The 25,638-nt window shown below is 58.5% G+C and carries 20 protein-coding genes; 8 read left to right on the top strand and 12 right to left on the bottom strand.

The window, feature by feature from the left end:
* Positions 1–7 precede the first annotated feature (7 nt).
* Entirely contained in the window at positions 8–406 is a 399-nt protein-coding gene (locus Mal65_RS01530; protein ID WP_145293016.1) for an anti-sigma factor, read from the top strand.
* A 39-nt stretch (positions 407–445) separates the two neighbouring features.
* Here Mal65_RS01530 and Mal65_RS01525 read toward each other — a convergent pair whose 3' ends face one another.
* A complete protein-coding gene (locus Mal65_RS01525) occupies positions 446–769 on the bottom strand; it encodes a hypothetical protein (protein ID WP_145293013.1) in 324 nt (107 codons plus the stop codon).
* 110 nt (positions 770–879) lie between these two features.
* On the opposite strand from Mal65_RS01525, the gene Mal65_RS01520 reads away from it, so the two are divergent.
* From Mal65_RS01520 to Mal65_RS01505, 4 genes are all read left to right on the top strand, one after another.
* Positions 880–2,223, top strand: a complete 1,344-nt coding sequence (locus tag Mal65_RS01520) for an MBL fold metallo-hydrolase RNA specificity domain-containing protein (RefSeq protein WP_145293011.1) — start codon at positions 880–882, stop codon at positions 2,221–2,223.
* A gap of 45 nt (positions 2,224–2,268) precedes the next feature.
* Positions 2,269–3,567 (top strand): NAD(P)/FAD-dependent oxidoreductase, encoded by a 1,299-nt coding sequence (locus Mal65_RS01515; protein WP_145293009.1) that lies wholly within the window; start codon positions 2,269–2,271, stop codon positions 3,565–3,567.
* A 91-nt stretch (positions 3,568–3,658) separates the two neighbouring features.
* Entirely contained in the window at positions 3,659–5,116 is a 1,458-nt protein-coding gene (locus Mal65_RS01510) for a hypothetical protein (RefSeq protein WP_165701003.1), read from the top strand.
* Entirely contained in the window at positions 5,113–6,483 is a 1,371-nt protein-coding gene (locus Mal65_RS01505) for a hypothetical protein (RefSeq protein ID WP_165701002.1), read from the top strand. Before Mal65_RS01510 ends, Mal65_RS01505 begins: the two co-directional genes overlap by 4 nt.
* Here Mal65_RS01505 and Mal65_RS01500 read toward each other — a convergent pair.
* From Mal65_RS01500 to Mal65_RS27080, 3 genes are all read right to left on the bottom strand, one after another.
* Positions 6,480–7,865, bottom strand: a complete 1,386-nt coding sequence (locus Mal65_RS01500) for a polysaccharide biosynthesis/export family protein (protein ID WP_196784479.1) — start codon at positions 7,863–7,865, stop codon at positions 6,480–6,482. The genes Mal65_RS01505 and Mal65_RS01500 overlap by 4 nt on opposite strands.
* A gap of 43 nt (positions 7,866–7,908) precedes the next feature.
* Positions 7,909–9,078: a hypothetical protein gene (locus Mal65_RS26865; protein WP_196784478.1), complete on the bottom strand. Its 1,170-nt coding sequence runs from the start codon at positions 9,076–9,078 to the stop codon at positions 7,909–7,911.
* A 225-nt stretch (positions 9,079–9,303) separates the two neighbouring features.
* Positions 9,304–10,797 (bottom strand): 3-keto-alpha-glucoside-1,2-lyase-like domain-containing protein, encoded by a 1,494-nt coding sequence (locus tag Mal65_RS27080; protein ID WP_145293002.1) that lies wholly within the window; start codon positions 10,795–10,797, stop codon positions 9,304–9,306.
* 265 nt (positions 10,798–11,062) lie between these two features.
* Between Mal65_RS27080 and hemB the strand changes: the two genes are divergently transcribed.
* The gene (gene hemB / locus Mal65_RS01490) at positions 11,063–12,067 is read left to right on the top strand and encodes a porphobilinogen synthase (RefSeq protein ID WP_196784477.1); all 1,005 of its coding nucleotides are present in this window, start codon (positions 11,063–11,065) and stop codon (positions 12,065–12,067) included.
* A gap of 12 nt (positions 12,068–12,079) precedes the next feature.
* Here hemB and Mal65_RS01485 read toward each other — a convergent pair whose 3' ends face one another.
* Together Mal65_RS01485 and Mal65_RS01480 are read right to left on the bottom strand one after the other, a co-directional pair.
* Positions 12,080–12,970, bottom strand: coding sequence for a DUF4349 domain-containing protein (locus Mal65_RS01485; RefSeq protein WP_145293000.1), 891 nt, complete (start codon positions 12,968–12,970; stop codon positions 12,080–12,082).
* 59 nt (positions 12,971–13,029) lie between these two features.
* Positions 13,030–14,367, bottom strand: a complete 1,338-nt coding sequence (locus tag Mal65_RS01480; RefSeq protein ID WP_165701001.1) for a BamB-related PQQ repeat family beta-propellar protein — start codon at positions 14,365–14,367, stop codon at positions 13,030–13,032.
* Positions 14,368–14,500: 133 nt separating this feature from the next.
* Between Mal65_RS01480 and Mal65_RS01475 the strand changes: the two genes are divergently transcribed.
* A complete protein-coding gene (locus Mal65_RS01475; protein WP_145292996.1) occupies positions 14,501–15,190 on the top strand; it encodes a class I SAM-dependent methyltransferase in 690 nt (229 codons plus the stop codon).
* 43 nt (positions 15,191–15,233) lie between these two features.
* Here Mal65_RS01475 and Mal65_RS01470 read toward each other — a convergent pair whose 3' ends face one another.
* The 5 genes from Mal65_RS01470 to glgC all read right to left on the bottom strand — a co-directional run bounded on the left by Mal65_RS01470 (position 15,234) and on the right by glgC (position 21,800).
* Positions 15,234–16,892, bottom strand: a complete 1,659-nt coding sequence (locus tag Mal65_RS01470) for an AAA family ATPase (protein ID WP_145292994.1) — start codon at positions 16,890–16,892, stop codon at positions 15,234–15,236.
* On the bottom strand, positions 16,889–18,442 hold the full coding sequence (locus Mal65_RS01465; protein WP_145292992.1) for a peptide MFS transporter: 1,554 nt from the start codon (positions 18,440–18,442) through the stop codon (positions 16,889–16,891). The genes Mal65_RS01470 and Mal65_RS01465 overlap by 4 nt, the downstream gene beginning before the upstream one ends.
* A 233-nt stretch (positions 18,443–18,675) precedes the next feature.
* The gene (locus tag Mal65_RS01460) at positions 18,676–18,990 is read right to left on the bottom strand and encodes a hypothetical protein (protein WP_145292990.1); all 315 of its coding nucleotides are present in this window, start codon (positions 18,988–18,990) and stop codon (positions 18,676–18,678) included.
* A gap of 618 nt (positions 18,991–19,608) precedes the next feature.
* Entirely contained in the window at positions 19,609–20,529 is a 921-nt protein-coding gene (locus Mal65_RS01455; RefSeq protein ID WP_145292988.1) for a GGDEF domain-containing protein, read from the bottom strand.
* 5 nt (positions 20,530–20,534) lie between these two features.
* Positions 20,535–21,800 carry a glucose-1-phosphate adenylyltransferase gene (gene glgC / locus Mal65_RS01450; protein WP_145292986.1) on the bottom strand — a complete coding sequence of 422 codons (1,266 nt, stop codon included), beginning with the start codon at positions 21,798–21,800 and terminating at the stop codon, positions 20,535–20,537.
* 575 nt (positions 21,801–22,375) lie between these two features.
* Between glgC and Mal65_RS01445 the strand changes: the two genes are divergently transcribed.
* Complete coding sequence (locus tag Mal65_RS01445) at positions 22,376–23,917, top strand: DegQ family serine endoprotease (RefSeq protein ID WP_145292984.1); 1,542 nt, start codon at positions 22,376–22,378, stop codon at positions 23,915–23,917.
* A gap of 87 nt (positions 23,918–24,004) precedes the next feature.
* On the opposite strand, the gene Mal65_RS01440 is transcribed toward Mal65_RS01445, so the two are convergent.
* A complete protein-coding gene (locus Mal65_RS01440; RefSeq protein WP_196784476.1) occupies positions 24,005–25,600 on the bottom strand; it encodes a BNR-4 repeat-containing protein in 1,596 nt (531 codons plus the stop codon).
* Positions 25,601–25,638: the final 38 nt, after the last annotated feature.

Below are 25,638 nucleotides of genomic sequence, written 5' to 3'. Positions count from 1 at the left end.
TTGCACCATGGCTGAGTTTTCCGACGCCGAATTGGCCGCCTTTTTGGACGAAGCTCTGCCGCCATCGCGGTCGGCAGAACTGGAGCATCATCTGCGAAGCGATGCGGCGTTGCGTCAGCGGCTGACCGAGGTGACCGGACGACAATCCGCCGGGCTGCACACCATCGGCGGCATTTGGCGACGCAACCGACTGTCATGCCCCGACCGCAGCGAACTTGGGCAATACATCCTGGGCACCTTGGACGAAGAACGCGCCGACTACATTCGTTTCCATTTGGAACAAGTCGGTTGTCGTTACTGCGCCGCCAATCTGGCGGATTTGGAAGCCGCGGCGGCCGGCGGTGAAGAAACCGTTCGCCGGCGCACCAAATACTTCCAAACCAGCGTCGGCCACCTGGGTTCGTGATGCACATCGCGGGCAGGTCAGGCCGGATCCGGCACACGATCATGCCGCGCGGTACATCATGCGTTGCAGCCGGTCCAACGTCGTGACCATCTGGTTCCAGTCCGCGACCACGTCCATCGTCGGCATTTCGCCCGCATCGTCGCGGTCATACCCGCGACGGCTGACTTTCACACGGCCGCCCAAAACAGCGACCGGTTTGGACGCTTCGTTGCCATCGGCCGATTCCGATCCCGTCGGTTCGTCGCCGTCGATCGGCAAAATCTGGCCCATCACTTGATGCACCGCCCACAACGCCGCTTTGCGGGAATCGTCGGCTTGGACGACACAACGAAACGATCCCGATTGCACGTAAAACTTATCCATGATTCCGTATCCTTGATTTGGCGAATAGATTCATCCGATCTGTTGTCAAAGATCGCCGGGCGAATGACACGTCTGGTCACCGCCGCCCATTCCATGCATCCACCGGTTTCATGAAGCTGTTTCACCACGGGGCCCACCAAGGAGTGACCGGATCATGCCACCAGTTGTCTTGGGATGATGGACGCCACAGCCTGTTGGTCGATTGTGGAATCTTCCAAGGCGATGAAGCCCAGAAACACGGTGGACCAGAAATCGAGTTTCCGCTCGACGGTATCCAAAGTCTGTTGCTGACCCACGTTCACATTGATCACTGTGGACGGTTGCCTCACTTGATGGCCGCGGGATTCGAACAGCCGATTTATTGCAGCCCGCCATCGGCCAAGTTGTTGCCGCTGGTGATGGAAGATGCCATTCGGATCGGCTTCACCCGATCGGAACGTCTGATCGACCGATTCCTGGAAGCGGTCGACGCGTTGGTCCGGCCGCTGGATTATCACCAGTGGCATCGCATCGAAGGCGATGTGGAAATCCGTCTGCGTCCGGCGGGACATGTGCTGGGATCGACGATTTTTGAAGTTCGTTTGCCCGACGGATCCTTGGTGGTCTTTTCCGGTGATCTGGGCGCGGGCACCAATCCGCTGTTGAATCCGCCGACAAGCCCGCCGCAGGCCGACTTGCTGGTGTTGGAATCGACCTACGGCGATCGATTGCACCCGCGATCGGGCGATCGACAAGCCGCATTGGAATCGATCCTGCGAAAAACGTTGCAGGACCACGGCGTGACGATCATTCCGGCATTCAGTCTGGGACGAACCCAAGCGTTGCTGTACGAGATGAACGGCATCTTTGAACGGTTGCAATCCGAAGGCGGACAATCGCTTTTGCACCGTGTCGATGTGTTGATCGATTCGCCTTTGGCATCACGCTTCACCGCACTGTACGACGACCTGCAGGATTACTGGAGCGAAGAAGCCCAGCACCTGATGAAGACCGATGATCAGCCGCTGGTCTTTGAAAACTTGGTCAAAATCGGCGATCACAACGAACATCAGGACACGCTGAATTACATCGCCCGCACCGAATTGCCCGCCATCGTCATCGCCGGCAGTGGTATGTGCACCGGCGGCAGGGTGGTCAACTATCTAAAACGTTTCTTGGACGATCCGCGGACGGACATCGTGTTTTGCGGCTATCAAGCCAGCGGCACGCCGGGACAAGTCCTGCAACGTGGTGCACACTGGCTTCGGCTGGACGGTAAAAAGTACCACGTCGCCGCCGACGTTCACCAATTAAGCGGCTACAGCGCGCACGCGGACCAGGCGGATCTGATCGAATTTGTGGACCAATTTGAATCAGCACCCAAACGGATTCGACTGGTCCACGGGGACTATCAACCCAAACGCACCCTGGCCAAGAAGCTGACCGAAAAGGGATACCAGGTCGACGACTTTTGATCGTTCGCCATCCCGCCGGCATTTTATTCAGGATCTATCGCAGCCATGAAAACGCATTACAACACCCTGATCATTGGCGGCGGGCTTGCCGGATTGTCTTGTGCCACTCACTTGGCGAACCATGGCGTCGACTTTTCTATTCTGGAAGCCAGCGAACGTCCCGGTGGTCGCGTCCGCACCGATGTGATCAACGGCTTCACGCTGGACCACGGCTTTCAAGTCTTGTTGACCGCCTATCCGGCCTGCCGCGAACTTCTGGATTACGACGCGTTGCGGTTGCGCCCGTTTGAACCGGGGGCACTCATTCGACAACAAGGTCAGTTTTCTGTACTGGGCGATCCGTGGCGACGCCCCACCCAAGCCATCGCGACATTGACCAACCCGGTGGGAACATTGGGTGACAAATTGCGGGTCGCGAAACTGCGTTCGTCTAGTCGCCGTGGCACACTGGACCGGCTTTACCAACGTCCGGCAACACCCACGATCGATCGACTGAATCGGGCGGGTTTCAGTGCGTCGATGATCGATCAGTTTTTCCGACCGTTCTTGGGCGGCGTCTTCTTGGATGAAACCCTTCAAACGTCCAGCCGTATGCTGGAGTTCGTGTTTCGCATGTTTGCCGAGGGCGACATTGCGATTCCCGCCGAAGGCATGGCCGCGATCCCGCGTCAGCTGGCCGACCAACTGCCACAAGGCACGTTGCGGTTTTCGCACACGGTGGTCGACCTGGCCCGTCAAGATGACAAATACCGAATCGGGTTGTCCGACGGTTCCGCCCTGACATCGGACCGTGTCGCGGTCGCGGTGGAAAGCAATGCGGCCGCGGCGCTGCTGGGCGATGCGTCCATGGAAACGCCGTGGTCGGGTACCACGAACTTTTACTTCACCACCGACCAGACACCCGACCGGCGGAAATTGTTGATGCTTCGCGGTGACGAATCCGGTCCGATTCAATCGGCCGTCGTGATCAGCAATGTGGCGCCGGAATACGCACCACCGGGCAAGGCACTGATCAGCGTTTCGGTCGATTCGGCCGGCATGGATCCCGAAACCGGCGACACCGAAGCGACCGAATCCCAAGTTCGCGATCAACTGGAATCATGGTTCGGGGATGAAGCATGCCGGTGGAATTGTCTGCATGTTTATCGCGTCCCGTTCGGATTGCCCGTCATGGATCTGGATCCCGTGGTTCAACCGACATTGGTTCGTCGACTTAGGGACGCCGATGTGCCCGCCGGAACACTGGTTCGATGCGGCGACTACCTGGAAACGCCCAGTATCCAGGGTGCGATGAACAGCGGACTTCGCGCAGCAAAAGAATTGCGGAAAGAACCGCGCCCCTGATCACCTGATACTTGGCCTAGACTGGTCGATGACCATCGAAATGTCACCGATTCGGTCCCGCCGCCCGTCCTGCTTGTATCCCGCCGTTGCGATGTCATCGCCTGATCGATCAACGCCCGATCCCGACACACGCAACGATCGCCGCGGCTTGTTCGGGTTCGGTTGTCTAGGATGGTCGCTCATTCTCTTGACGGTTCTGCCGCTGTTGATCGCCGGTTCAATGGGGCTGTGGTGGAAGCGCCGACAAGCGTTGGCCGAGCAAGCCATTGCGGACCGTTTGCAAACACTTTCGACGCAAGGCATGCCGATCGACGCGATCAGCCTGCAGACGTATTACAACCGGTCGACAACAAACCACGGCCGTGACCTTTGGCGGTCGATCAGAGACCAATTGAATTCGGAACCCTTTGCCACATCGCTCGGAAATGTCCTGATTGCGGTCGACGAGAAGGAAATTCCGCTGCCGGGTAAGCCATACCCGGCCGACAAAGAAATCCAACAAATCCTTGATGACAACGCTGATTTCTTCCACGAGATCGATCAATGGTTGGATGCCGACACACACTTTCGAGTGGACGTCGATTTCCGGGATTTTGATACCGTCTTTTTTCAGATTAGCAATCAACGCAACCTGGCTCGAATGTTTCGTGTCAAAGCAAGGCATTCGATCCATCATGGTGATTCGGTGTCCGCCTACCAAGCCCTTCGCAACGGGATCTTCTTGGCGCGAAGCCAGGAAAAGTCACCATTGCTGATCAGCCATCTGGTGCGAATCGCGGTGGAATCGGTCGCAATGGACAGTGTCGGTATGTCACTGGAAGCCGACACGCTGGATCAGTCGCAACTGTCGGATCTGTTGGAAGCGATCGACGCATTGGATCCTTCCGCCGAATCGCTTCGGAACGCGATCATCGGCGAACGCGCCTTCACGCTGGACGGTTTTAGTCGCGACGTCTTTGCCGACGAAGACCTATTTTTCGAGGAACCCGACGGCCTGCAACGAACACTGGGCGGCCACGCCACCGACAAGTTGTCGGCGATTGAATCGTTTGATTTGTGGCTTCGCGCCGTGTCCGACGATCTCGTCAAAGACGCTCCACTGCTTCTGGACATCGCCGATCAACAGTTTCAATCGCTACAGCAATTGAACGTCTTCCAGCAAGCCGAACGATACGTATCGGCAACGTTGATGCCTCCTGTCCAGATGTCGGTGCTGGCATTTCTTCGTAATGAGCATGAGCGTCGCCTGGTTCGCACCGCGATTGCTGCACGACTATTTCGCCAACAAGAAAGTCGCTGGCCACAATCCGTCGACGAACTGCAGCGAGTTGGATTGGACCCCAGATCAGTTCATCCCTGTGGCGACCGTCCCTTCGGAATTCATGAACAAACCGACGGTACGTTGTTGGTGTGGGGATTTGATCCGACCACGGACTCCCCAGCATTCAGTGAACTCGCCCCGACACCCACCGAACCGCCCGACCTGACCCTGAACCCCGACCGAGACATGGTGATTCGTATCTCCGCGAAACCCCAGGAAAACGAATGAGTGAGAAACGCGAGAGCAGGGGATTGTCGTGCATGGCGAAACTGCTGATTGCGGTTTTCGTCGCGCCACTGGTTCTGGTTTTGATCGTGGTGACTTGGTGGTTGGGGCGCAACGCCTTCGCCCAAGGCCGACTGGATGACGCACTGGCAACGCTGGCCGCCGATGGCCAGCCCATCGACGCCACCAGTCATCAGCAATATTACGCCAGCCATTCCAGTGACGCCCTGTCGGATCGCTGGACCGCGCTGACATCACACGTCGAAACGCCCGATTTCCAACAAGACGCCCGCGGAATGCCGATCCTGGGTGGCGGAGACGACGTTCCGCCGGCCGGTTCCGATTGGCTAGACGAATCGACGGTGCGTGACTTTTTGAAATCTCAGAAACCGGTGTTCGACGAACTGGCAATCCTGGCGGCATCACCGGGTGCGGTTCGCTATCCGATCGCATTCAACAACGCCAATGCGCGATTGCAACATCAGCAAGCATGTCGGGCATTGGCCCGTTTGTTGACGCTGCGACACCGTGTGGCGATGCGTGATGGCGACGGCGCCGAAGCCACCGAATCGACCACGCAAACCTTGGCGGTCGCCAGGTCACTGCAAGGGACACCGGACGTGATCACCCAGCTGATCCGCATCGCCATCCTACAAATCAGCCTTCAACAAATCCGCATCGGTTTGGACCACGACGTTTACACCGTGCCGCAATTGAACCGACTGCTGAAAGAAGTCGACCGTCGCGGAGACCCGCTGGACGAACTGCGACAGGCAATGATCGGCGAACGCAGCATGATGCTGACCAACCTGCGAAACCTTCCCGGCGGCGGTGGCTTGGGGAAACGCCCCTTCGACGCTTTGGCCACGTTGGAATTGTTCGAAAAAACCTTGGGACAAATCGGTGGCGACATTCACACCACCGACGAAAAGATCCAGCAATTATCGACGCAGTTGGATTCGGAGTACGCCCAAGCCGATTGGCTGTCCAAGATCGATCGTGCCTTGACCGAAATGTCGCGGCCCAGCTTGGTTGCGATCAGCAAGGCATTCGCCAGATCCGAAACAACGGCCGCGGTCGTTTCAGCCGGCATGCTGATCCAACGATCCGCGTCGCAACGTGGATCATGGCCGTCGCCCGATAAATTCGAACAAATCATCGCACCGGAGGACTCCAGCATCCGGCATTCGTTGCCACTGCAATACCGCACCGATGATGAATCCACCGCCATCATTTGGCTGGATCCGATGCGACGTCCCGACCAGATGACCGAGGGACTGGAAGACGCGGATCCCCTGGAAAACGCCAAGGCCTACGAAGACGCTTGGTGGGTCGTTCGTGTCAAACGGTCACCCCTGGTGAAGGATTAGTTGCTGTCATCCAAGTCGATGGAAAACCCTTGGAAAGGCACGATACCGTAAATGCCTTCGGTGAAGACCAGACGCACGAAGTTGTCGAACAGTCGGATCGGCATGCTGGGCAAGATGATCACATCGCCGTCTTGGACCCAGATTTCGTCGTGCGGTAAAGCGGATTTGCCCAAGATGGCCCCACGCAAATCCAACATGGTCGAAATCAGTTCCCAGTTTTCACCGCGTCGGAAAACGACGATCTGACGAAGGTTGGCGCCGGGAACGTGACCGCCGGCCATCGCGATCGCACCCAGCACCGTGGTCGGCTGGTCGATGGTGAATCGCCCCGGTGTGACCGCTTCGCCCAGCACATAGATGTAGTGCGGTGCCTGTTGCTGCAGTGCCGGTTCGACTTCGATCCCGCCCACCGACGAAGCGTAACGCAGATTGATTTCGCGTTTCAGTTCTTCCAATGTCAGGCCTTGTGCCTGAACACTGCCGATTCCGGGCAAGCGAATTTCACCTTGAGGGGTGACAGTTTGGTTGACGAACTGCGCCGTGAAGCCACCGGTACCGCTGATCGCGTCACGGATGCGTTTGGACGCCGTCGCCGTGGAAACCGGCGTCACGTCGATCGCGGGATCCGCATACAGTTTGGAATATTTGTCATTCAGCGATTCACGCAGTTGATCAATGGTCTGACCAGCGGCATGGACCGTTCCAATGAATCGCAGCGTGATCGTACCGTCGGGCTGGATTTCAATTCCATTCTCCAGCGTGCCCCGAGTCAACGCCTCGTCGGCCTCCGATTCAATCAACAGTTCATCACCGACGCTCAATCGATATTCGGTGGCCGTTTGGTGGTCACTTAACAAATAGGTCAGCTGAATCACGTCACCGGGGCGCAAGCGGTACTGATAGACGTGCGGGGTTCGGGCCGGACCGGCGTATCCGCCTTGTCGATACAAATCAAACGGTGATGTGTAGGGACACTGCCAACACTGACTTTGGGCACACTGATCGGTGCAGATGCCTTGGCGATGAGCAAACTGATCAAAGCCTTCGCGACCATCGCGGTCGACACAAACACGGCACCCCACCCCGGCGCATGACGCGCAAGTAGACGGTGCGATCATCGGCATCGATGCGACGGCATAGGGCGCCGGTCGGTGATGTGACAGACCGACTTCGCCGATCGGCCCCGCATGTCTGCCGAATTCATTCCCAGCGGGCAAACGCATCGTGGGCATGGACCGTTGACCGCTGACCGAGGTGTTCGGCGGCAATAACGTCTGCGACCAAGCACAATCGCCATGCAACAATCCACCCAACATGGCGACGGCCAAAGCCAAAGTCGCCATTGGGGCGGTGATCGATCGTGCAGCGCGGTGTTGGGTCATCGTTGATGCCTGACGGATAGCCAGAGTCCATGAATCCAAAGGTTTAGCGTCGCCAGAACTGGTACCACGCCGGCGTCGGCGTTGCTTCGGATGGCGGACCGGGGCGTGTGGCAATTTGTGTCGGTGGGCTGACCGCCGGCCCGCGCCGAGCACTCGTTTGGGCGAATGCTTGGGGGCTGAGCTGGACGACGGGAAAGTCGCTGGGCAGCCGAGTGTCTTGCAAACTACGCTGACATGCTTGCACCAACGGTGCATGACCAATGGTGCCCGCGGCCGTCAGCAACAGTTCGGTGGCATGGCGTGTGGGGGCAAGTTGGTTGCTCACCAACAGCGATTCGATCGCTTGAGGCACCATGCCTTGCTTCAGCAACGAAGCCCCCAGATCGCGGCGTGCGATCGCGCTTTGTGGTGACGCCATCACAGCAGCTTTTTGAAACGTGATGGCCACACGGGCGTTGAAGTGGCGGTTTCCCTCGTCGCGGCGATTGCGGATCCGCGCCAACACCAGCAAAGCATCGCCCGCTTCGGGGGAATTTCCACATGCAGCAATCAGATTACGTTCCGCTTCTGCCAGGTAAGCCTTGGTCGCCTGGTCCGCGGTCAACGACGTTGCCGGGCGATCTTTCAAGGTCACGGTCTGGTGGGCCTCGATCATTCGCGCGATCGCATCCGCATCGATGCCATCAAAGCGACCGCCAAAGTCTTCCGCCTCGCGGACCGCATCAACTGCTCGGTTCAACTGGCGGCTATGAATGGTCGTGTCTTCGGCCGCGTCACGCGACGCCACCCATTGCTGCAGCGCCGACCATGCCTGATGCTCGGCCGTGAAGACGGATCCACGTTGCAGTGAAGCCGCGGCGTCGTACAGCGATTGAACGGATTGGCTGCGCAACCGAATCGCATCGGGATCGCGCCATCCCGGTTCAGATGATTCCATTATGTCGGCGCCGCCAGGGTCAAGCGTGGGCAGACGCCTGGGTTCGGGCTTGGCTTGGCGAGCCGCAACCGTGGTCGAAAGCGAAGGCGGCGTGGGCGGTGGCAAGAAGATTGGTGCCGACGCAGTGGCCTTTTCACCAGTGGCGGGCAGCCGAACACAGCGTTGCTGCGCGAATGCAGAAGTGCCGGCGGCGACGCACGACACGCTTAACAGTGCGATCCAGACCCGCCGACTTTTCGTCGCACGTCGACAACGATCTCTTCGTCGTGCTTCCATGACAGTGGCGGCTCACGATGATCCCTCTTGGCGGCCCGGTATGCGTCCTTGCACACCGAAGACAACCGATCCATCGTGCTTCATTCGACTGAACAAGTGATTTCCGTTGACGGGAAAGCGGTCGGTGGTCGGCGGAAACCCGCCGTGCCCCTGCGACAGACCGAACAACCGGCGACATGTCGGCATTCGTCACGCCGGTCACAGGGGTGACAACCGGCTTAATCGTTAAAGTTCACGTACGCGAATGTCGCGCCAGCGGACTTCGTACGGGCCGGTGCCTTTTTTGATGCCGTGGACCTGCAATCCGATGAAGCCTTCGCGTCGTGATTCCGCATCACGCAGATCTTCGACCAACGTTCCGTTGATCCACGTTTGAATCCGATCGCCCTTGGCACGGATCACGTATCGATTCCACTGATCGTTCTTGTAGGCGTCTTTGGTGTCCTGGTTCGGGCTCAGCCACCCACGCCCGGTCGCTTCCCCATAGACGTATCCTGATTCACCGGGAGCCGTTTCAATTTCCACCTGGGGACCATACACGCGTCCGGTGTCTTCTTTGGTTCCAGAACGAATCTGAACACCGCTGTTCAATCCGGGGTCGACCATGACTTCGAACGTCAGTTCGAAATCACCATAGGACTTCTCGGTACACAGAAAGCTGTTCGGGCTTCCTTCGGCGGTCTTGCCGACAACCACACCGTCTTCGATACGATAGGTGGCGGTGCCGTTCTTTTGAGTCCAGCCGGTCGTGTCTTTGCCGTTGAAGATCGTGACCCAACCTTCGCCGTCGATCGCCGGTGCTTCGTCTTTGCCGTCCGCCGCATCGGTCTTGACCAACACCACGGCTTCATCGGCGCTCAACACCTTCGCGTCGACGATGTCGCCGGAAACCTGACCGGTCGCCGCCCATTCGGTACCACGCAGCAATGTGACTTGGAACGCCGCCCCCGACATCGCGGTCAAATCGTGCCCCAGTGTCGTGTGGAACACGCGTCCGTTGCCGTAGTGAATTGTCATCAATACCGGTTCGTGCAATCCGGTGCCGCCCGTCGATGGGTCTTGTTGCGCGGTGGCCAAGATATGCATGTTTTCCGCCGGACCACGCAGCTTTGAATACAGCTCATCGTCGATCTGCAAAAACGATGACGGCAAGCCGCGAGTGATCGGGTGATCCATGTCGCGGCAAATCACCAAGAACGGCACTCGCTTGCCGTGCGCACCACCTTTGCCGGGTGACAGGTCACGAACGAAGCGTTGCTTTTGATCGTTCCACCGGACATAGGGTCCCGATTTTTCATTGCGGCCGCCCCAGCCGCCCAGTCCGATCATCCGGTTGTATTCGGGCCATTGTGGGAAAGCATTATCGGCGGCATGAACGCTGACGAATCCACCACCGGCGGCAATGTATTTTTCAAAAGCTTGCTGGGTCTGTTCCGTCCAAGCCAATCCGTTGTAGTTGGATACAAAGACGTCGAACTTGTCAAAGTCGGGCCGGAACTGACGCATCGCTTCTTCGTCCTGCGGCGCGGTCATGACGGTGACTTCGAAACGACCGCTGCCTTCCAAGATCGCCGTCAGTTCGGGAGTCGTTTTTTGCCAATCGTGGTACGGGTTGAACCCGTCGATGATCAACACCTTTAACGGCGCCGCAGCGGTCGCGAAACTCAAAACGCTGAATCCAAAAGTGGCGGCGACCGCCAAAATTAATCGTGCGAGCATCACTGTCCTTCTTCGCAGTTACCCATGGGTCAATGTTCGTTCGGGCAGCCACTAGTGTGGGTCGCCCTATTCAATCGCCCAGTTTAGCACTCTGGATGCCCCGGCATCGCATGACCTCGGTATTGCAATCGCGGCGCTGCGACAGCTTGGCCCACTCCCTGGCCGAATCGGTTTTTCGAAAGACGGGATTGTGATGACGGGCTAACGATCCGCCGCCGGACTATTACGATGATGGAACAACCATCTCCCGGAGAATCTTTTGCCGATGAACATGACCTCCCGTGGTCCGTTTCCCGCCACCCGCATGCGTCGGGTCCGACAATCCGATTGGTCGCGACGCTTGGTCGCCGAACACCGACTGGGTTCAGGCGATCTGATCTGGCCCTGGTTCGTTTTCGACGGCCCGGGCGTCCAGCCCGTCCCCAGCATGCCGGGTGTCGAACGCCTGGGCATCGATCAAATTGCCGGTGCCGCCCGGCGGGCACGTGAATTGTCGATTCCCGCCGTCGCCGTCTTCCCCGCGACCGATCCGAAATTGAAGACCGACGATGCGGCCGAAGCAATCAATCCCGACAATTTGGTTTGCCGAACGGTTGCCGCGATCAAAGCCGAGGTCGGTGACGCGGTCGGCGTGATCTGTGACGTCGCGTTGGACCCGTACAGCAGCCACGGCCAGGATGGTTTGGTCCGGGACGGCAGAATCGTCAACGACGAAACCGTTGACGTCCTGTGCCAACAAGCCATCGTCCAGGCCCGTGCCGGATGCGACGTGATTGCACCGAGCGACATGATGGACGGTCGAATCGGCGCGATCCGCCAAGCGTTGGACCAATCGGGTTTCAGCCAAGTGCAGATCATGTCCTACGCCGCGAAATACGCCAGCGCATTCTACGGTCCGTTTCGCGACGCGGTCGGTTCGTCCGGCAATCTGGGCAGTGGCGATAAGAAAACGTACCAGCAAGCCCCCAGCCAATCCGACGAAGCCATCCATGAAGTCGCCTTGGACTTGGGCGAAGGTGCCGACAGCGTGATGGTCAAACCCGGCATGCCTTACTTGGACATCGTCCGTCGCGTCAAAGAAACGTTCGCTGTGCCCACGTTCGCTTATCAAGTCAGCGGTGAATACGCGATGATCGCCGCTGCGGCACAAAACGGATGGCTCGACCGAAACGCCGTGATGCTGGAAAGCCTGTTGGCATTCAAACGCGCTGGAGCCGATGGTGTTTTGACGTACTTTGCCGCCGAAGCCGCCGAATTGCTGGAAAGCTGAACTCAAACCAAGTCAGCCTTGGCGTCGACGTCGCCGCCGTCGACGCCACCACCAAACAGTCGGCAACAAGACAAAACCGCCGACGACCAACCAGGGCACCGCACCGACCGCCAACACGACCGCGTTTTCCGCCGTCAGTCGCAATGAAGCCAGTGAATGCGACCACGACTGTCCGATCCGCGAGGTGAACGTCGGCGCGGCGGGCGGCGTGTATTTGCGTTCCTCGCGACACTGAATCGTGACGGTGGCCAAAGTCGTGCGATCCGCCAGCACACGCAACCGGCCTTGCATCCGTTCGATCTCTTCACGGACCCGCGCCAGTTCTCGTTCGATCTCCAGGACGTCCGACAATTTGCCCGATCGTTCTTCCAACAGATCGACCATCCGTTGTTCCAATCGCTGGCTGTTCTTGATGCGTGATTCGACGTCGACGTATTCCTCGGTGACGTCTTGCGCGTCTTCTTTGCGTGATTCGGCAAAGCCCAGCCCCATCACCCCCGCAAGAAAGCCGTCATAGCGATCCACCGGCACTCGGATGACCCAGGTACCCGATTGTTCGTCGCGGTATCGACGATTCGTTTCGGCGTTGGAAACAAAGCCATCGTGGTCGCGGACCAACTGGGGCAACTTGGCTTCAAAGACTTTGTAGTCCTGGACAACCAGCGATAACCGCGTTTGATAGATGATCCGACGTTTGGTGGGTCCATTGGCACGATCCGCTCCGCCGTCGGCCCCGTCGGCTTCGGCCAAAGCCGACATCAACGCATCGGCCGGTTCGGATTCGTATGCCGCAGCCTCCGCCGTATCGATGCTGGCCATCTTGCCGCTGTAACCGGATTCCGGCATGCCACATCCGGCCGCCAAAAGAGCGGTGGCTATTCCGATCCATAACGTTCGATTCATCGCCGCGTCCGCCTTGGGAAAAGGATGTCGTCGCCCGTGGCGACCACGATCACCCCATATCAAATCATGGCCAACAGTTTTTCGCGTCGCGACTGCCCCGATCCGTTGGCCACTCTCAAGTACATCGTATCGCCCACCACCGTTGGCGTGCTGAACACTTCATCGGCGACACGAACTTTGGATCGCTGGACGTATCGATCACGACCGGCTTCGAAAACCCAACCGTCTCCCGATTCGTTGAACGCATAAATCAAGTCACCGACCAACACGGGGGAACTACTCCATTTGCCGCCCAATCGTTGACGCCAGATCACACGCCCGTCGGACACATCCCAGCAATGTCCGACGCCCGCGTCCGTCACGCCATACAGGTGATTACCCACCACCAACATGGATTGTTCGTAACATTTTTGGTTATTGGACCACTGGACCTTGCCCGATCCGTCGGCCGCGACACACACGGTCTGGCTGTCGGGATAGCCGCCGCTGGCAAAGACATGCGTTGAATTCCATACCATGGTGCCACAAGTGGCCGCGGTGGTCGCCGGCGTTTGCCACAGCATGCGGCCGTTGCTCGGATCATAGCTGCAAACCAGATTCGCACCGCTGATCAATAGTTGATCACGTCCCGCCACGTTGGCAACGATTGGCGATGAAAACGTAATCATTTTGGGTCGCGGCGTTCGCCACATTTCTTTACCACTCTGGCGATCCAGCGCGACCAGCCAAGCCCCCAAGTCCATCTCCGATGCAACGATCACGGTATCGCCGTACAGCAGTGGCGACGCACCGTAACCGAATTGGTATCGCTGTGGATCGAACGGCGCGATCTTCTTCGTCCAGCGGATCTTGCCGTCGGTCGTCAGCGACGTCAGTTGAATCGCATCGCTGTTGTAAAACGACGCGAACAAGGACTGGCCATCAAAAGCCACCGTGGGACTGGCTTCCGTGTTCTTGGGATGGTTCTTGGCTGGAATTCCGCCCCGATGCACCACGGTTTGGAACATCGGTTTTCCGGTGGCACGTTCAAACCCGAGCACGGCTTGGATTTGCTGTTGCTTGTCGCCGGTCGTCAAATAGATCGCGTCATCGGTCACGACGGGTGAACTGTGACCACGCCCGGGAACATCCGCGGCCCAACGGACTTTCGACGGGTCCGGTTGCTGGGGTGCCTGGGCACCGGGTGCGGTCGTGTTGTCGCCACGTGGTCCCCGCCAACACCACCACTGGTCGGCTGGCATCGCCAGCGCCCCCGCTGTCGTTCCCTGCGCCAAACCGGTTGATTCCACGCCGGCACATACTCCGGCCATGGCGGCCCCCAGTCCGGATTTCAGTGCCACCCGGCGTGTGCACGCTGAATCGATCGGTGTGTTTTCAAGTTGGCTGGATTCGGACATGCGACGCATTTCTTCTTGCTGTAAGAAAACCGAACATTGGGTTACGATTGGCCGACCAGCTTAGCCGTTTCCGTGTCGTCGCGTCATTTTGCCGCCCCACGGATTCGATCGATTTCTCCGTTGCCAAACGCTCATGACCGTTCCCGATGTTCCGTCCGAGTTGACCCGGCGTGCCGATCAGCGATTGAAGTGGAAATGGCAACCGACCCCGATCGCCGGGCACACCTGGAATTTGGCGGTCGCGACGGATCCCGACGCGATGCTGATCGAGGCCTGTGAGCGACAAGATGCGGGCGAAGAAGGCGTCATCGATCCATTCTGGGCGACCACTTGGCGAGCCGCATCGGGTTTGGACCGTTTCTTGGACCGATACCGATTGGAAGGCCAGCGGGTCCTGGAACTCGGTTGTGGTACCGGACATGCCGGCATCTCCGCCGCCCTACGCGGTGCCAACGTGACGATGACCGATGGCGTGGAAGATCCACTGCACTTGGTCCGAATGAGTAGCCATGCGATCCGCGATCGGTGCGAAATCCAGCGTCTGCGATTCGGCGTTGATCGCATCGACGGCGTGACCTTTCCGCTGATCCTGGGCAGCGACGTGACCTACCTGCGGGAACTGTGGCCACAACTGGATCAGTGCGTCCGCGATCACCTGTCCCCCGGCGGCGAAGTACTGCTTAGCGACCCGAATCGAATCATCGCCAACGAATTTCGGGATTGGATTCAGAACCGCGACTGGTTCTATGAAGAACACAGCGTCATCCTGGAAGACGACCCGGATCACCCGATCCGCATTATGCGTTTGCAACGTCCTCAGTAACCCCAGCGTCATCGGCCCCGAAACTGGACGCTGCCTCGCTTTCCTATGAGCACTTTGAATCGGCATAGTGCACGTCGGCCCAAAAAACCGCTTGGACGTGACGACATTTCGGACAACGCACCTGACGTCCCAGAGAATCTGGTTGAACCGAAACACGCTTCGCACAGCCTTCGCAATCGATTCGCAGTCGATGGGGCATCGCCACCCGTTGATCAATGACCGATCGCTGCGTCCCGCTGATACTGATGTCGGTTTCTTTCAGCCGGCTTAACAAGTCCTCGGACAACTGTGTCGTTTCGGCGACTCGATCGGCCAAACGACGAACCGTGTCTTCGAAAGTGTTTCGGACCAAGCGTCCGTTGCCGAAGTGCCGATCACGCGTGCGATAAAGATGATCGAATCCCACCAGCAACCGATGGCGTGCCGCTGCATCCAACTGATACTGGTTCTTGCGACACATCAATTCAAAGATCTGGCCCAATTCCTGTGGACGATAATCTTCAAAGTCGATCGTGGTGTTGATGCGAGACTTCAAACCCGGATTGGACTCAATCATCTTGGCCATTTCGCCGCTATATCCGGCCAGGATCACTGCCAAGTCGTCGCGATTGTCTTCCATCCGTTTCAGCAAGGTGCCCACGGCTTCGCGACCGTAGGCATCATCCCCTGACGCATCGACCAAGCTGTACGCTTCGTCGATGAACAGCACACCGCCCATGGCGGAGTCGACCAATTCGTTCGTCTTCACCGCCGTTTGGCCGGCGTACTGGGCAACCAGGCCGCTGCGGTCGGTTTCGACAATATGGCCCCGCGAAAGCGTTCCCATCGCGCCCAAGATCTGGCCGATGATGCGAGCCACCGTGGTCTTTCCGGTCCCGGGATTCCCCAGGAAAGCCATGTGCAGACTGATCGGCATCGTCGACATGCCTTTGTCACGACGTTGTTGCTGCAGTCGCAAGAAATTCGTGTAGCTGTTGACCCGCGACTTGACCGCCGACAGGCCGATCAACGAATCCAGTTCTTTGCGTGCCGAACTCAATTGCTGCTGACGCTGCTGATCGGTCAGCGGCCCGGCCGGTTCAACGGCGGTGCCATGTTTGACCACCGGCGGTTGGCCCGCTTTGGCCTGCCGAGACGGTCCACCGTCATCGACCAGGTCGACGCCGGACGATTTGGCACCACCGACCGGGTACAGCGCCGAATCGATTTGATACTGCAATCGGTGCAGGGCATCGGCTTCTTCGGGCATGGTTTGCCCGTCACATTTGGCGATCAAGTTGGCCAAACGCAAGGTCACGGTTTCGACCTGTGCCCGCGCCCCCGCCAAAGGTTCGTGCCGCACGAACGGGGCGACCAAACTGGCCCAAGACAAACGGTCGGCTTGTTCGAACAACCCCATCGCGGCTTCGCGTAGCTCCGCGCCGGCCAGTTTCTCGTTCCACAGATGTTCGATCATCGCGGCCGCGACACGTTTTTCAGGACCCGTCCAGCGATCGTCGGCGCGAACGATTTCGACGTAGACCTTGATCAACAGCCCGCGATGCAAGTCTTCCATCAGACGGATGAAGTCTGTCGCGCGTCCATCAATCAACGTCGGGTGTCGCTTGGCCAACCACTTCGCCGAATCGACGTACAGTTTCTGGCAGTCGCGAATCACCCGACGCAACAATCCGATCAATCGTGTCGAATCGACTTCGCTCACTTGATACCGTGCATCATACGTTTCAAGACCGGTGAAACGATCGCCAGCAGCACTCCGGCAACCGTTGGCAATAAGACCAACAATAGGAAGAACCCGGGCAGCCCATCGATCACGAACGAAATCTCGGCGGGGCTGCCGTCCGCACCGGGTTTAAACTTGGTCGAAAACGCTGCCATCAATCCGGCCAACAAATTGGCGGCGGAAAACGACAAGAACCAAACCCCCATCATCAACGACTGCAAACGCAGCGGCGCCAACTTGGTCACCATCGATAAACCGACCGGCGATAAACACAATTCGCCCCACGTGCACAACACATAAGTGATCAACAACCAATGGGGACCGGCCAAGCCGTCACGTGCTTGAAGGGCACCAAAGACCATTGCCACGAACGCCAGACCCAAAAACCATAACCCCCATGCAAACTTCATCGGCGTCGACGGGTTGGCATTCCGCTTGGCCAACCAAACCCAAAGCATGGAGAAGAACGGGGCGCAAATGACGATCGTCAACGCATTGACCGATTGATACCAAGTCGACGGAAACTCGTATCCCATGATCGTACGATCCGTGTTCTGGTCGGCGAAAACGTTCAGCGAACTGCCGGCCTGTTCAAAAGCGGCCCAGAAGAAAATGTTGCCGACCAAGGCCAGAATCAAAATCACAGCGATCCGTTGGGTGTCGACCTTGGTCAGTGGACGTTCCAGTTCCGCCTGATGCGCCGCGCTGGTGGCACCGTTGGCGGCGACCTCCTTGGGCGACAATCCGATACCCGACAAATACTTTGGACGCAAAAACTGATAACAGAGCAAACCCAATATCATCCCCACCGCGGCGGATCCAAATCCCCAGTGCCATCCCACTTTCTGGCCCAAAGTCCCGGCGATCAGGGGCGATAAAAATGCACCCAAATTGATCCCCATGTAAAAAATCGTGAATCCACTATCACGACGGGGATCATCTTTGCCATACAGCTGACCGACCATCACGCTGACACAGGGCTTGAAGAAGCCCGTCCCGATCACGATCAGGGCCAAACCCGCGACGAAGGAACACAGGGCTCCCGGGCCGGTCTGCAGCGTTACCGCTTCCCCAGCGGTGATGCCGAACATCTCCGTCATCGCCAATACGATGTGGCCCGCGGCGATGATCCATCCTCCGATCAACATCGACCGGTGCGTCCCCAAGAATCGGTCGGCCAACCAACCACCGAAGATCGGCGTCAGGTAGACCGCCCAGGTGTAAACGGCATACAGAATCGCCGCATTGGCCTCGGACCATCCGAATCCAGGGTTGGATTCCGTTTCCGCCGTCGATGCGATCAGGTACAAGACCAGCAACGCTCGCATACCGTAATAGCTGAACCGTTCCCACATTTCGGTGATGAACAGCACCCACAGGCCGGCGGGCTGGCCCGTCTGCAATTCTTGGGGCGGTGGGACGCTGGACGGTTCCTTGTCCAGTTCGACATCGGACAAATGCAACGGGTTGGATTCGGGGTGTGTCCCGTTGCCACCTGGCGATGCCGAATCATTGGTTCCACCGGTCATGCGAATCGAATCCATACGTTTGAAAGCCGGCCGGACTTTCACAGCGTCCGACGAAATCGTGATTGCGGCGAAGTTCCTGCGAAGCTTCGGCGTGGGCGATTTTAGACGCTATGCATTGCCGTGTCCCCGCCGGTCGCGGCAAGCGATGCCTTGGCGCAGAAAAAACGCCCGCGTTCTGCATCCAAGGCAAAAAGCGAGCGCAAATCTACAGTTCGTCAGCCGAATCCGCCGACTCAGTACCCGACGCGAATGGTCACGCCACTGCGATAGCTGGGGTAGGCCCGATAGTACGTGGTCCGGCGCTGGACAACCGCGCCGTGATAGACCACCGGCGGGCGATAAACGGTGGCTGCGGGGACTCGCGTGACCACGCGGCGATAGGTGTATACCGGCGGACGGTACACGGGTACCACCGGGACATACACCGGAACGTAGGGGCGATACGCCACACGCGGCCCCCAAAACGGCCCGTGCGCGGACGCTTGTTGCGACGTCGCCAGGACGCCGGCGACGGCCAGCACGGCCGCCAATCCGATTCTGCTGAACATGGCTCTTTCCCTGTGTGTGAAGACAAAAACGACCGCATCGCGGTTGAAACACTGCACTGGAGGCCCCGACCGATGATTGCATCTGTCGATGTCCAATCGTGACCTGCTTTGAAAGCTTGGCCAATGGCTCCAGGAAGCTTCGGGGGGGATTGATTCCGGTGAACTCAGTCGCGGGTTTCTTCCGGAACGGGTCTTTTCGAAACGGTCCGTTGGCAACCGTCGGTTCATGCTACCCACCGGTCACCTCACCTGCCACTTTTGGGCAACAGCCGACAACCACCGTGATCACCTCCGACGACACGGACGGAAGCACAGCGCGTGCCACGCACCGGCGGTTGCGGCGGATCCTGGTCCCCGGCGGCCTGGAGATCGATCGGTGTGGTTCCGCCGTCCCCACAACGTCACACTTGCGACCGTGCCGACGTGCACGTTCGTGCAACCAAGGCGCATGATCAGGGCAGCATCAGCAACGGAGCTGCATCACTCGCCTGAGGCGATTCCGACACAAACGACGGGGCTGGGGCATGCGTTGTAGCGTGCGATGCCAAAGATCAGCCGCATGAAGCGATGAATTTGCCGGGAAGTTATCGGCCAAGATCCCCGGTCGACCGCGATACTTTAGTGAACGATTTCCGGCGCGCCCAATAACGCGGTGTGACGGCCGTCGTGGAAATAGACACGATTGCGGCCCGTGTTCTTGGCGGCATACAACGCTTCGTCGGCTCGGCGAACCAACGGTGCGACCACCATGTCGTCGCGTGGTTCGCTGACTCCGATGCTCATTGTCACCTGCAGCGAAACGTTGCCGACTTCGATTCGTTCCGACGCAAAATGCCTTCGGAACTCGTTCATCTTTTCCGACGCCATCTTCAGCGGCACGTCCAACAGCACCGCGAACTCTTCGCCGCCGAACCGCGCCACCATGATGGCCGATGGCAAGCCGTGATTCAGACTGCTGGCCAAGTGCTGCAGCACCTGGTCACCGATTTGGTGACCGTGGGTGTCATTGATCGATTTGAAACGATCGATATCAATCAGCGCCAGCGAAAACGCGCGGCCGCCACGACGATAGGTCGCCAGCAGTTCGTCGATCTTCTGATCAAAGGCACGACGATTGGCCAACCCGGTCAACCCATCGGTCCGCGCTTCGGTCAGATAGCTTTCGATCTGTCGTGTTTGTTTATCCAGTTGTCGCTCGGCCGCCTCCAACCGCGACTGCAACTCGTCGTTGCTGTTCATGATCTGGCTTAGCAAGATCAGCATCCGGTCGTCCGAACCGTCGGACGCCTTGTGATCACGTACCGCTTTTTCCAGTCGGCCCAACTGGTCTTGGTACTGGGAAACGTTCCCCGAATACTCGCTGGTCCAACTGCCCAGACTCAACAACAGGTGTCGGATCCGGTCACGGTCCTCGCTGCTGAACATCCCGGACGCATAGCGGGTTTTCGCGGCGCGAAATCCGAACCATCCGGCCGCCGCGATCAACAATCCTGCCGCGCCGCCGGCGACGGCCATCCATTGCCAGGGAACCTGAAACATCGATATCAGACCATCGTTTCTGCGGGAATCACTTCGCCCCTGGCGATGACCACCAATCCACTTTCGGTCACCGTGAACCCGCGTGCGGCATCGGCAGCCGGATCGAAACCGATTTCGGTTCCCTGCGGGATATTGACCCCTTTATCGACAATCACACGCCGTAACTTGCAGTGTCGTCCGACGTCCACGTGATCAAACAAAATGCTGTCTTCGACGCTGGCGTAGCTGTTCACCCGACATCCGGCCCCAATGATGCTGCGTGCGACGCGACCACCGCTGATGATCGCCCCCTGACAGACGATCGAATCCAGGGCTTCGCCTTTGCGTGAACTGTGGCCTTCGCTGCCGAAGACGAACTTTGGCGGCGGCAACATCGGCTGGAACGAACGCATCGGCCAAGCCTGGTCATACAGATTCAATTGCGGGTCGACACCAATCAGATCCATGTTCGCTTCGTAATAGGCATCGATCGTGCCGACGTCCCGCCAGTACGCATCGGCCCCGACGTGCGGGGTCACGCTGTCCTTGCGGTTTTCGTCCAGAAACGGAAACGCAAACACGCGGCTGTTGCTGATCGCATCGGGGATGATGTTCTTGCCGAAATCGTGCGCGCTGTCCGGCTGGGTCGCGTCGTCGCACAATCGCTCGTACAAGAACCTCGCTTTGAAGACATAGATGCCCATCGACGCCAAACACACCTCGGGATCCTCCGGCGTAGGGATCGGCTGATCGGGCTTCTCTTGAAACCCCATCAGTTGGCCATCGGGATCGACTTGCATAACGCCGAACTGCTTGGCGTCTTCGCACCGCACCCGCAACGCGCCGATCGTGATATCGGCATCGCGATCACGATGGAAATCCACCATCGTCTTGTAGTTCATCTTGTAAATGTGATCTCCCGCCAGCACGACCACGTCTTCGGGTTGCTCGCGTTCGATCGCATAGATGTTTTGGTAAACAGCGTCGGCCGTTCCCTGATACCAATTGTCGTCGATCCGCTGTTGGGGTGGAACGACGTCGATGAATTCCCCCAGCTCACGGCAAAAGTAGTTCCGCCACGCCAAGTGAATGTGGCGGTCCAGCGACTGGGCCTTGTATTGCGTCAACAACAGCATTCGACGCATGCCACTGTTCAGACAATTGCTAAGCACAAAGTCGACGATTCGGTACAAACCGCCGAACGGCACCGCCGGCTTTGCCCGGTCTCGGGTCAGCGGTTCCAGTCGCGATCCACGACCGCCCGCCAATATCACCGTCAGAGTGTCTCGCATGTTTGGATGTCCTTGCCACTGATACTGCGAACCCAACGATCGTCCCGATTGATCTGTCCGTCGACGCGGGCGGCCGAAACCAACGGTCCGCGACTCCGGCACTTGAGTTATCGGCATTTGGGCACCGCCGCATCCGAAAACCCGCGATCGAAGGTCTCGATAGTCTAACAAATTGCTAGCGTATCGCCGCGTCGCTGCATCACTCCCACCGGTCACCGGTGGAAGATTCATCCGCGAAATGCGTCCCCCGCTCGAAACAGACGCATCAATTGGATTGGTATGGAGTTTGCAAATTGAGGGCATTCCAGGAGGCGGTGTGCCGATTCGGCGGTTTCCAGCACGTTTTTGCACCGTCGAAGACGACGGTTTCGCAAATTTTCCGCGCCGTTTGGCCGCCGACACGTGAACCGAATGCCCCCATCACGTTGTAGAAACGATCACGCTTTTGAAAGTTTGACCGGCCGTGTCGCTACACGGATGACCATCGGCTGGATTTTTGACGCCCGCCCCGCGGCGGATGATTCGTTTTCACACCCCATCACCCAACATAGTTCTGTCCAGGGAGTTTCCTTCTAATGCAGAAGCAGTTTCACAAGCTCAGTATGGTGCTCGGCGCGATGTTGACCGGAGCCCTTCTAACCGGCGTTGTGACCAGTCTGCCATCGGGTCTACGCAGCGATGCGTATGCGGACCAACAGGCCAGCGCCCGAAGTGCCCAACAAAATTTGGCCAAACAAAATCTCAGCACGGCTCAAGACCTTTCGACCGCGTTTCGAAACGTGGCCGACGCCATTCGTCCATCGGTGGTCAGCATCAGCACGGCGCGAACCATGCTGGTGCGTGGCGGTGGCGGCATGAACGAATTGCCGCCGGAATTTCGTCGCAATCTGCCGCCGGGCTTCGAAGACTTCTTTGACTTTGATCGCCGCCGGGGCAACCGCGGAAATTCGTCTCCCGAGCGCCGCCGCATGCAAACCGGCATGGGCAGCGGTGTGATCGTTCGCGCCGACGGATATATCCTGACTAACAACCACGTGGTCGCCAATGCCGACGAAGTCACCGTCGAACTGAGCGACGGGACCGAGTTGACCGCCGAAGTCGTCGGCACCGACCCGCCGACCGACTTGGCCGTGCTGAAGGTTGACCAAGACGGCTTGATGCCGGTCGCCATCGGCAGCAGCGACAATATCCAAGTCGGTGATTGGGTGCTTGCCATCGGCAGCCCCTTCGGATTGGACCAAACCGTGACCGCCGGCATCATCAGCGGGAAAAATCGGGTCCAAGGCATCGTCGGCAACGGCAACGGATACGAAGACTTCCTGCAAACCGACGCCGCGATCAACCCCGGCAACTCCGGCGGACCGCTGGTCAACTTGCGTGGCGAATTGGTCGGCATCAATACGGCGATTGCATCGCGCAGCGGCGGCAACAACGGGATTGGTTTCGCCATCCCCGTTTCGCTGGCCAAGCCGATTCTGTCGTCGATCATTGAAACCGGAAAAGTCCAACGTGGCTTTTTGGGAGCCCAGGTCGGTGATGTGAACAGTACGACGTCCGAAGAATTCGGATTGAAGGTCAAACAGGGTGCATTGATCAGCAGCGTCCTGGACGACCAGCCAGCCGCCAAAGCCGGATTGCAGCCGGGCGATGTCGTCACCGACATCGACGGTAAGACGATCCGCAGCGGCACGCAGTTGCGAAACTATGTCGCCAGCCGCAAACCGGGATCGACGATCAACATGACCGTCAATCGCAACGGCAACGAAGTGGCCATCTCGGTCAAGCTAGGCGAGCTGAACGAAGACGCGATCGCCCTGTTCAGCGACGGTGGAACCCTGGGCCTGACCGTCCAACCGCTGACGTCGGAAACCGCCAAACGGTACGGCTACGACGCCGATGAAGAAGGGTTGCTGGTGACCGGTGTTGAAGACGGCAGTGCAGCCGCCGAACACGGCATCCAGCCCGGCGACATCATCCAGAAAGCCAACGGTGAAGACGTCCGCAGCGACAAAGACCTTGAAAAAGCCGCCGCCGCGGCGCGTCAATCCGGCCAGTCCTTGCGGCTGACCGTTCGCCGCGAAAACAGCCTGATGATGATTCCGGTCCCGCTGGACTGATCGAATCCACCGAATCAGGTTCAATCCATCGCCACCGGCCGCATCGTCCATCGATGCGGCCGGTTTTTCGTGCGCATCATCCTTGACTCAGGGCGTTTCATTCTTCGTTGACGCGGACGTATCAAGATCAATCACTTGCACCGGAGTCTTGTCCGTTTCCATTTGATCGGGCAACACATGAACGTGTCGGCCGGTCGAATCGGCAAAGTACAATCGCGACGGCGACAGCTCGGTTGGATCCCCGTCCGCCCAAAACACAAAGAATGGATCCGCCGCGTCGACGGGATGCCGTACATAGTTGTGGCTGCGAACGCTGTTTTCCGTCACCGCATTTTCTCGTTGCCACGTCGCACCGGAGTCCCGACTGGACCAACGAACAATTTCACCGCCACCGTGATCCGCTTGCGGCCCCGCGTCGGACGGAACCATCACAATCCACTGATCATCGTGAATGATCAGTGATCCCATGTCATAGTTGTGGTCCACCTGCGTGACCTCGCTTTCGACCCAAACGTTGCCTGTCCAGCGAACCACCTTCAATCGACGCGGTGCATTGGGCGGCCCCGGTTCGTGTCCGCCGCTGGTGACGATCAAGCATGCCGGACGTCCTTGGTGATCAAAGACCATGTTCTTCAGATACACATTGCGACCGTCCGACTCGAAATCTCGGACTCGGCACGGATTTTCGACGTCGACAACGGGCGTCTCCACTGGGTTGCCTTCAACATCAGCCCAGGTAACGCCGCCGTCGTCGGACTGCAGGTAGTACAAATCAGTTCGCTTGTCGACGTTGCCACCGGGATGTCGGTTGAAAAATGTCCCGATGCGTTGTCGCCATACGGCGCTGGTTTGATAGTGTCCACCGGCACGGTCCCCGTCACGACGAATGCCCGCCAGTTGTTGATCTTCGGTCCAAGTCTGCCCGTCGACGCTGCGTTCGACATACAACTCACGCACACCGGTGTATTTGGTGAACAGATGCACGAACGGCGTGTCCAAACCGTCGATCCACCATGGCTGAGGATAGGTCAGTTCTTCTTCGCGGATTTGTTCAAACCCGTCGATCGAATACGGACGTCGACTGCGGTACTTGTATCCCGGTCGCGTTCGACCGCGGCCGCTGACAAAGACCCACAAGTGGCCTTGGTCGTCAATCAACAGACTGGGGTTGTCATGCGGGTCGTCGACGCCGCCTTTGTCATGCACGACAACGGGGCGGGGCACCTGGCCGGTTCGGTGGTCGTAATACGACACCATGCACAACAGATATCGCTGTTTGTCTTCCGGCGCGCCGCCGTAAACGAAAAACGTTTTGTCGACCTCGGGGCAGTGAACGGCCAGCGGAACATGCTTGGCGGTGTAGGTGGCCAGACCGCCGGAATACTTGTCGCCGTAGGGAAAGGTCGGCTGGCGTCGCATAGGAATGTAGCCGCCATCTTCGCCCTGTCCGTAAAACTGGCCCAGCGTGAACCAGATCCCACGATACCCGTTGATCCGGCGCACCGATTCGTCAGACACGGTCGATGGATTCGGGGGGACCTCCTGGGCGACGGCCGATATTGCCGGCAAAGCCAACCCGACCAACAACGCGGCGGGACCGCACCACAAACGATGACGACACCGCGGCCCGTTTCGAATTCCCGTCGTCAATGCTTGATGCCTGGCCATCGCCTTCTCGTTCATTTGCGGTATTCCGACTTGATCGTGACAGGTCAAAAATA

Origin of the sequence: Crateriforma conspicua (genome assembly GCF_007752935.1) — a bacterium.
GTDB classification, from domain to species: Bacteria; Planctomycetota; Planctomycetia; order Pirellulales; family Pirellulaceae; genus Crateriforma; species Crateriforma conspicua.
Note: the sequence above shows the minus strand (reverse complement) of the source record. Positions and strands in the feature narration are given on the sequence as shown.

Excerpts from the sequence above, each read along its gene's own strand:
- Mal65_RS01530 (WP_145293016.1), top strand. The coding sequence starts at position 8 with ATGGCTGAGTTTTCCGACGCCGAATTGGCCGCCTTTTTGGACGAAGCT.
- Mal65_RS01525 (WP_145293013.1), bottom strand. The coding sequence starts at position 769 with ATGGATAAGTTTTACGTGCAATCGGGATCGTTTCGTTGTGTCGTCCAA.
- Mal65_RS01520 (WP_145293011.1), top strand. The coding sequence starts at position 880 with ATGAAGCTGTTTCACCACGGGGCCCACCAAGGAGTGACCGGATCATGC.
- Mal65_RS01515 (WP_145293009.1), top strand. The coding sequence starts at position 2,269 with ATGAAAACGCATTACAACACCCTGATCATTGGCGGCGGGCTTGCCGGA.
- Mal65_RS01510 (WP_165701003.1), top strand. The coding sequence starts at position 3,659 with ATGTCATCGCCTGATCGATCAACGCCCGATCCCGACACACGCAACGAT.
- Mal65_RS01505 (WP_165701002.1), top strand. The coding sequence starts at position 5,113 with ATGAGTGAGAAACGCGAGAGCAGGGGATTGTCGTGCATGGCGAAACTG.
- Mal65_RS01500 (WP_196784479.1), bottom strand. The coding sequence starts at position 7,865 with ATGACCCAACACCGCGCTGCACGATCGATCACCGCCCCAATGGCGACT.
- Mal65_RS26865 (WP_196784478.1), bottom strand. The coding sequence starts at position 9,078 with ATGGAAGCACGACGAAGAGATCGTTGTCGACGTGCGACGAAAAGTCGG.
- Mal65_RS27080 (WP_145293002.1), bottom strand. The coding sequence starts at position 10,797 with ATGCTCGCACGATTAATTTTGGCGGTCGCCGCCACTTTTGGATTCAGC.
- hemB (WP_196784477.1), top strand. The coding sequence starts at position 11,063 with ATGAACATGACCTCCCGTGGTCCGTTTCCCGCCACCCGCATGCGTCGG.
- Mal65_RS01485 (WP_145293000.1), bottom strand. The coding sequence starts at position 12,970 with ATGAATCGAACGTTATGGATCGGAATAGCCACCGCTCTTTTGGCGGCC.
- Mal65_RS01480 (WP_165701001.1), bottom strand. The coding sequence starts at position 14,367 with ATGTCCGAATCCAGCCAACTTGAAAACACACCGATCGATTCAGCGTGC.
- Mal65_RS01475 (WP_145292996.1), top strand. The coding sequence starts at position 14,501 with ATGACCGTTCCCGATGTTCCGTCCGAGTTGACCCGGCGTGCCGATCAG.
- Mal65_RS01465 (WP_145292992.1), bottom strand. The coding sequence starts at position 18,442 with ATGACCGGTGGAACCAATGATTCGGCATCGCCAGGTGGCAACGGGACA.
- Mal65_RS01460 (WP_145292990.1), bottom strand. The coding sequence starts at position 18,990 with ATGTTCAGCAGAATCGGATTGGCGGCCGTGCTGGCCGTCGCCGGCGTC.
- Mal65_RS01455 (WP_145292988.1), bottom strand. The coding sequence starts at position 20,529 with ATGTTTCAGGTTCCCTGGCAATGGATGGCCGTCGCCGGCGGCGCGGCA.
- glgC (WP_145292986.1), bottom strand. The coding sequence starts at position 21,800 with ATGCGAGACACTCTGACGGTGATATTGGCGGGCGGTCGTGGATCGCGA.
- Mal65_RS01445 (WP_145292984.1), top strand. The coding sequence starts at position 22,376 with ATGCAGAAGCAGTTTCACAAGCTCAGTATGGTGCTCGGCGCGATGTTG.
- Mal65_RS01440 (WP_196784476.1), bottom strand. The coding sequence starts at position 25,600 with ATGAACGAGAAGGCGATGGCCAGGCATCAAGCATTGACGACGGGAATT.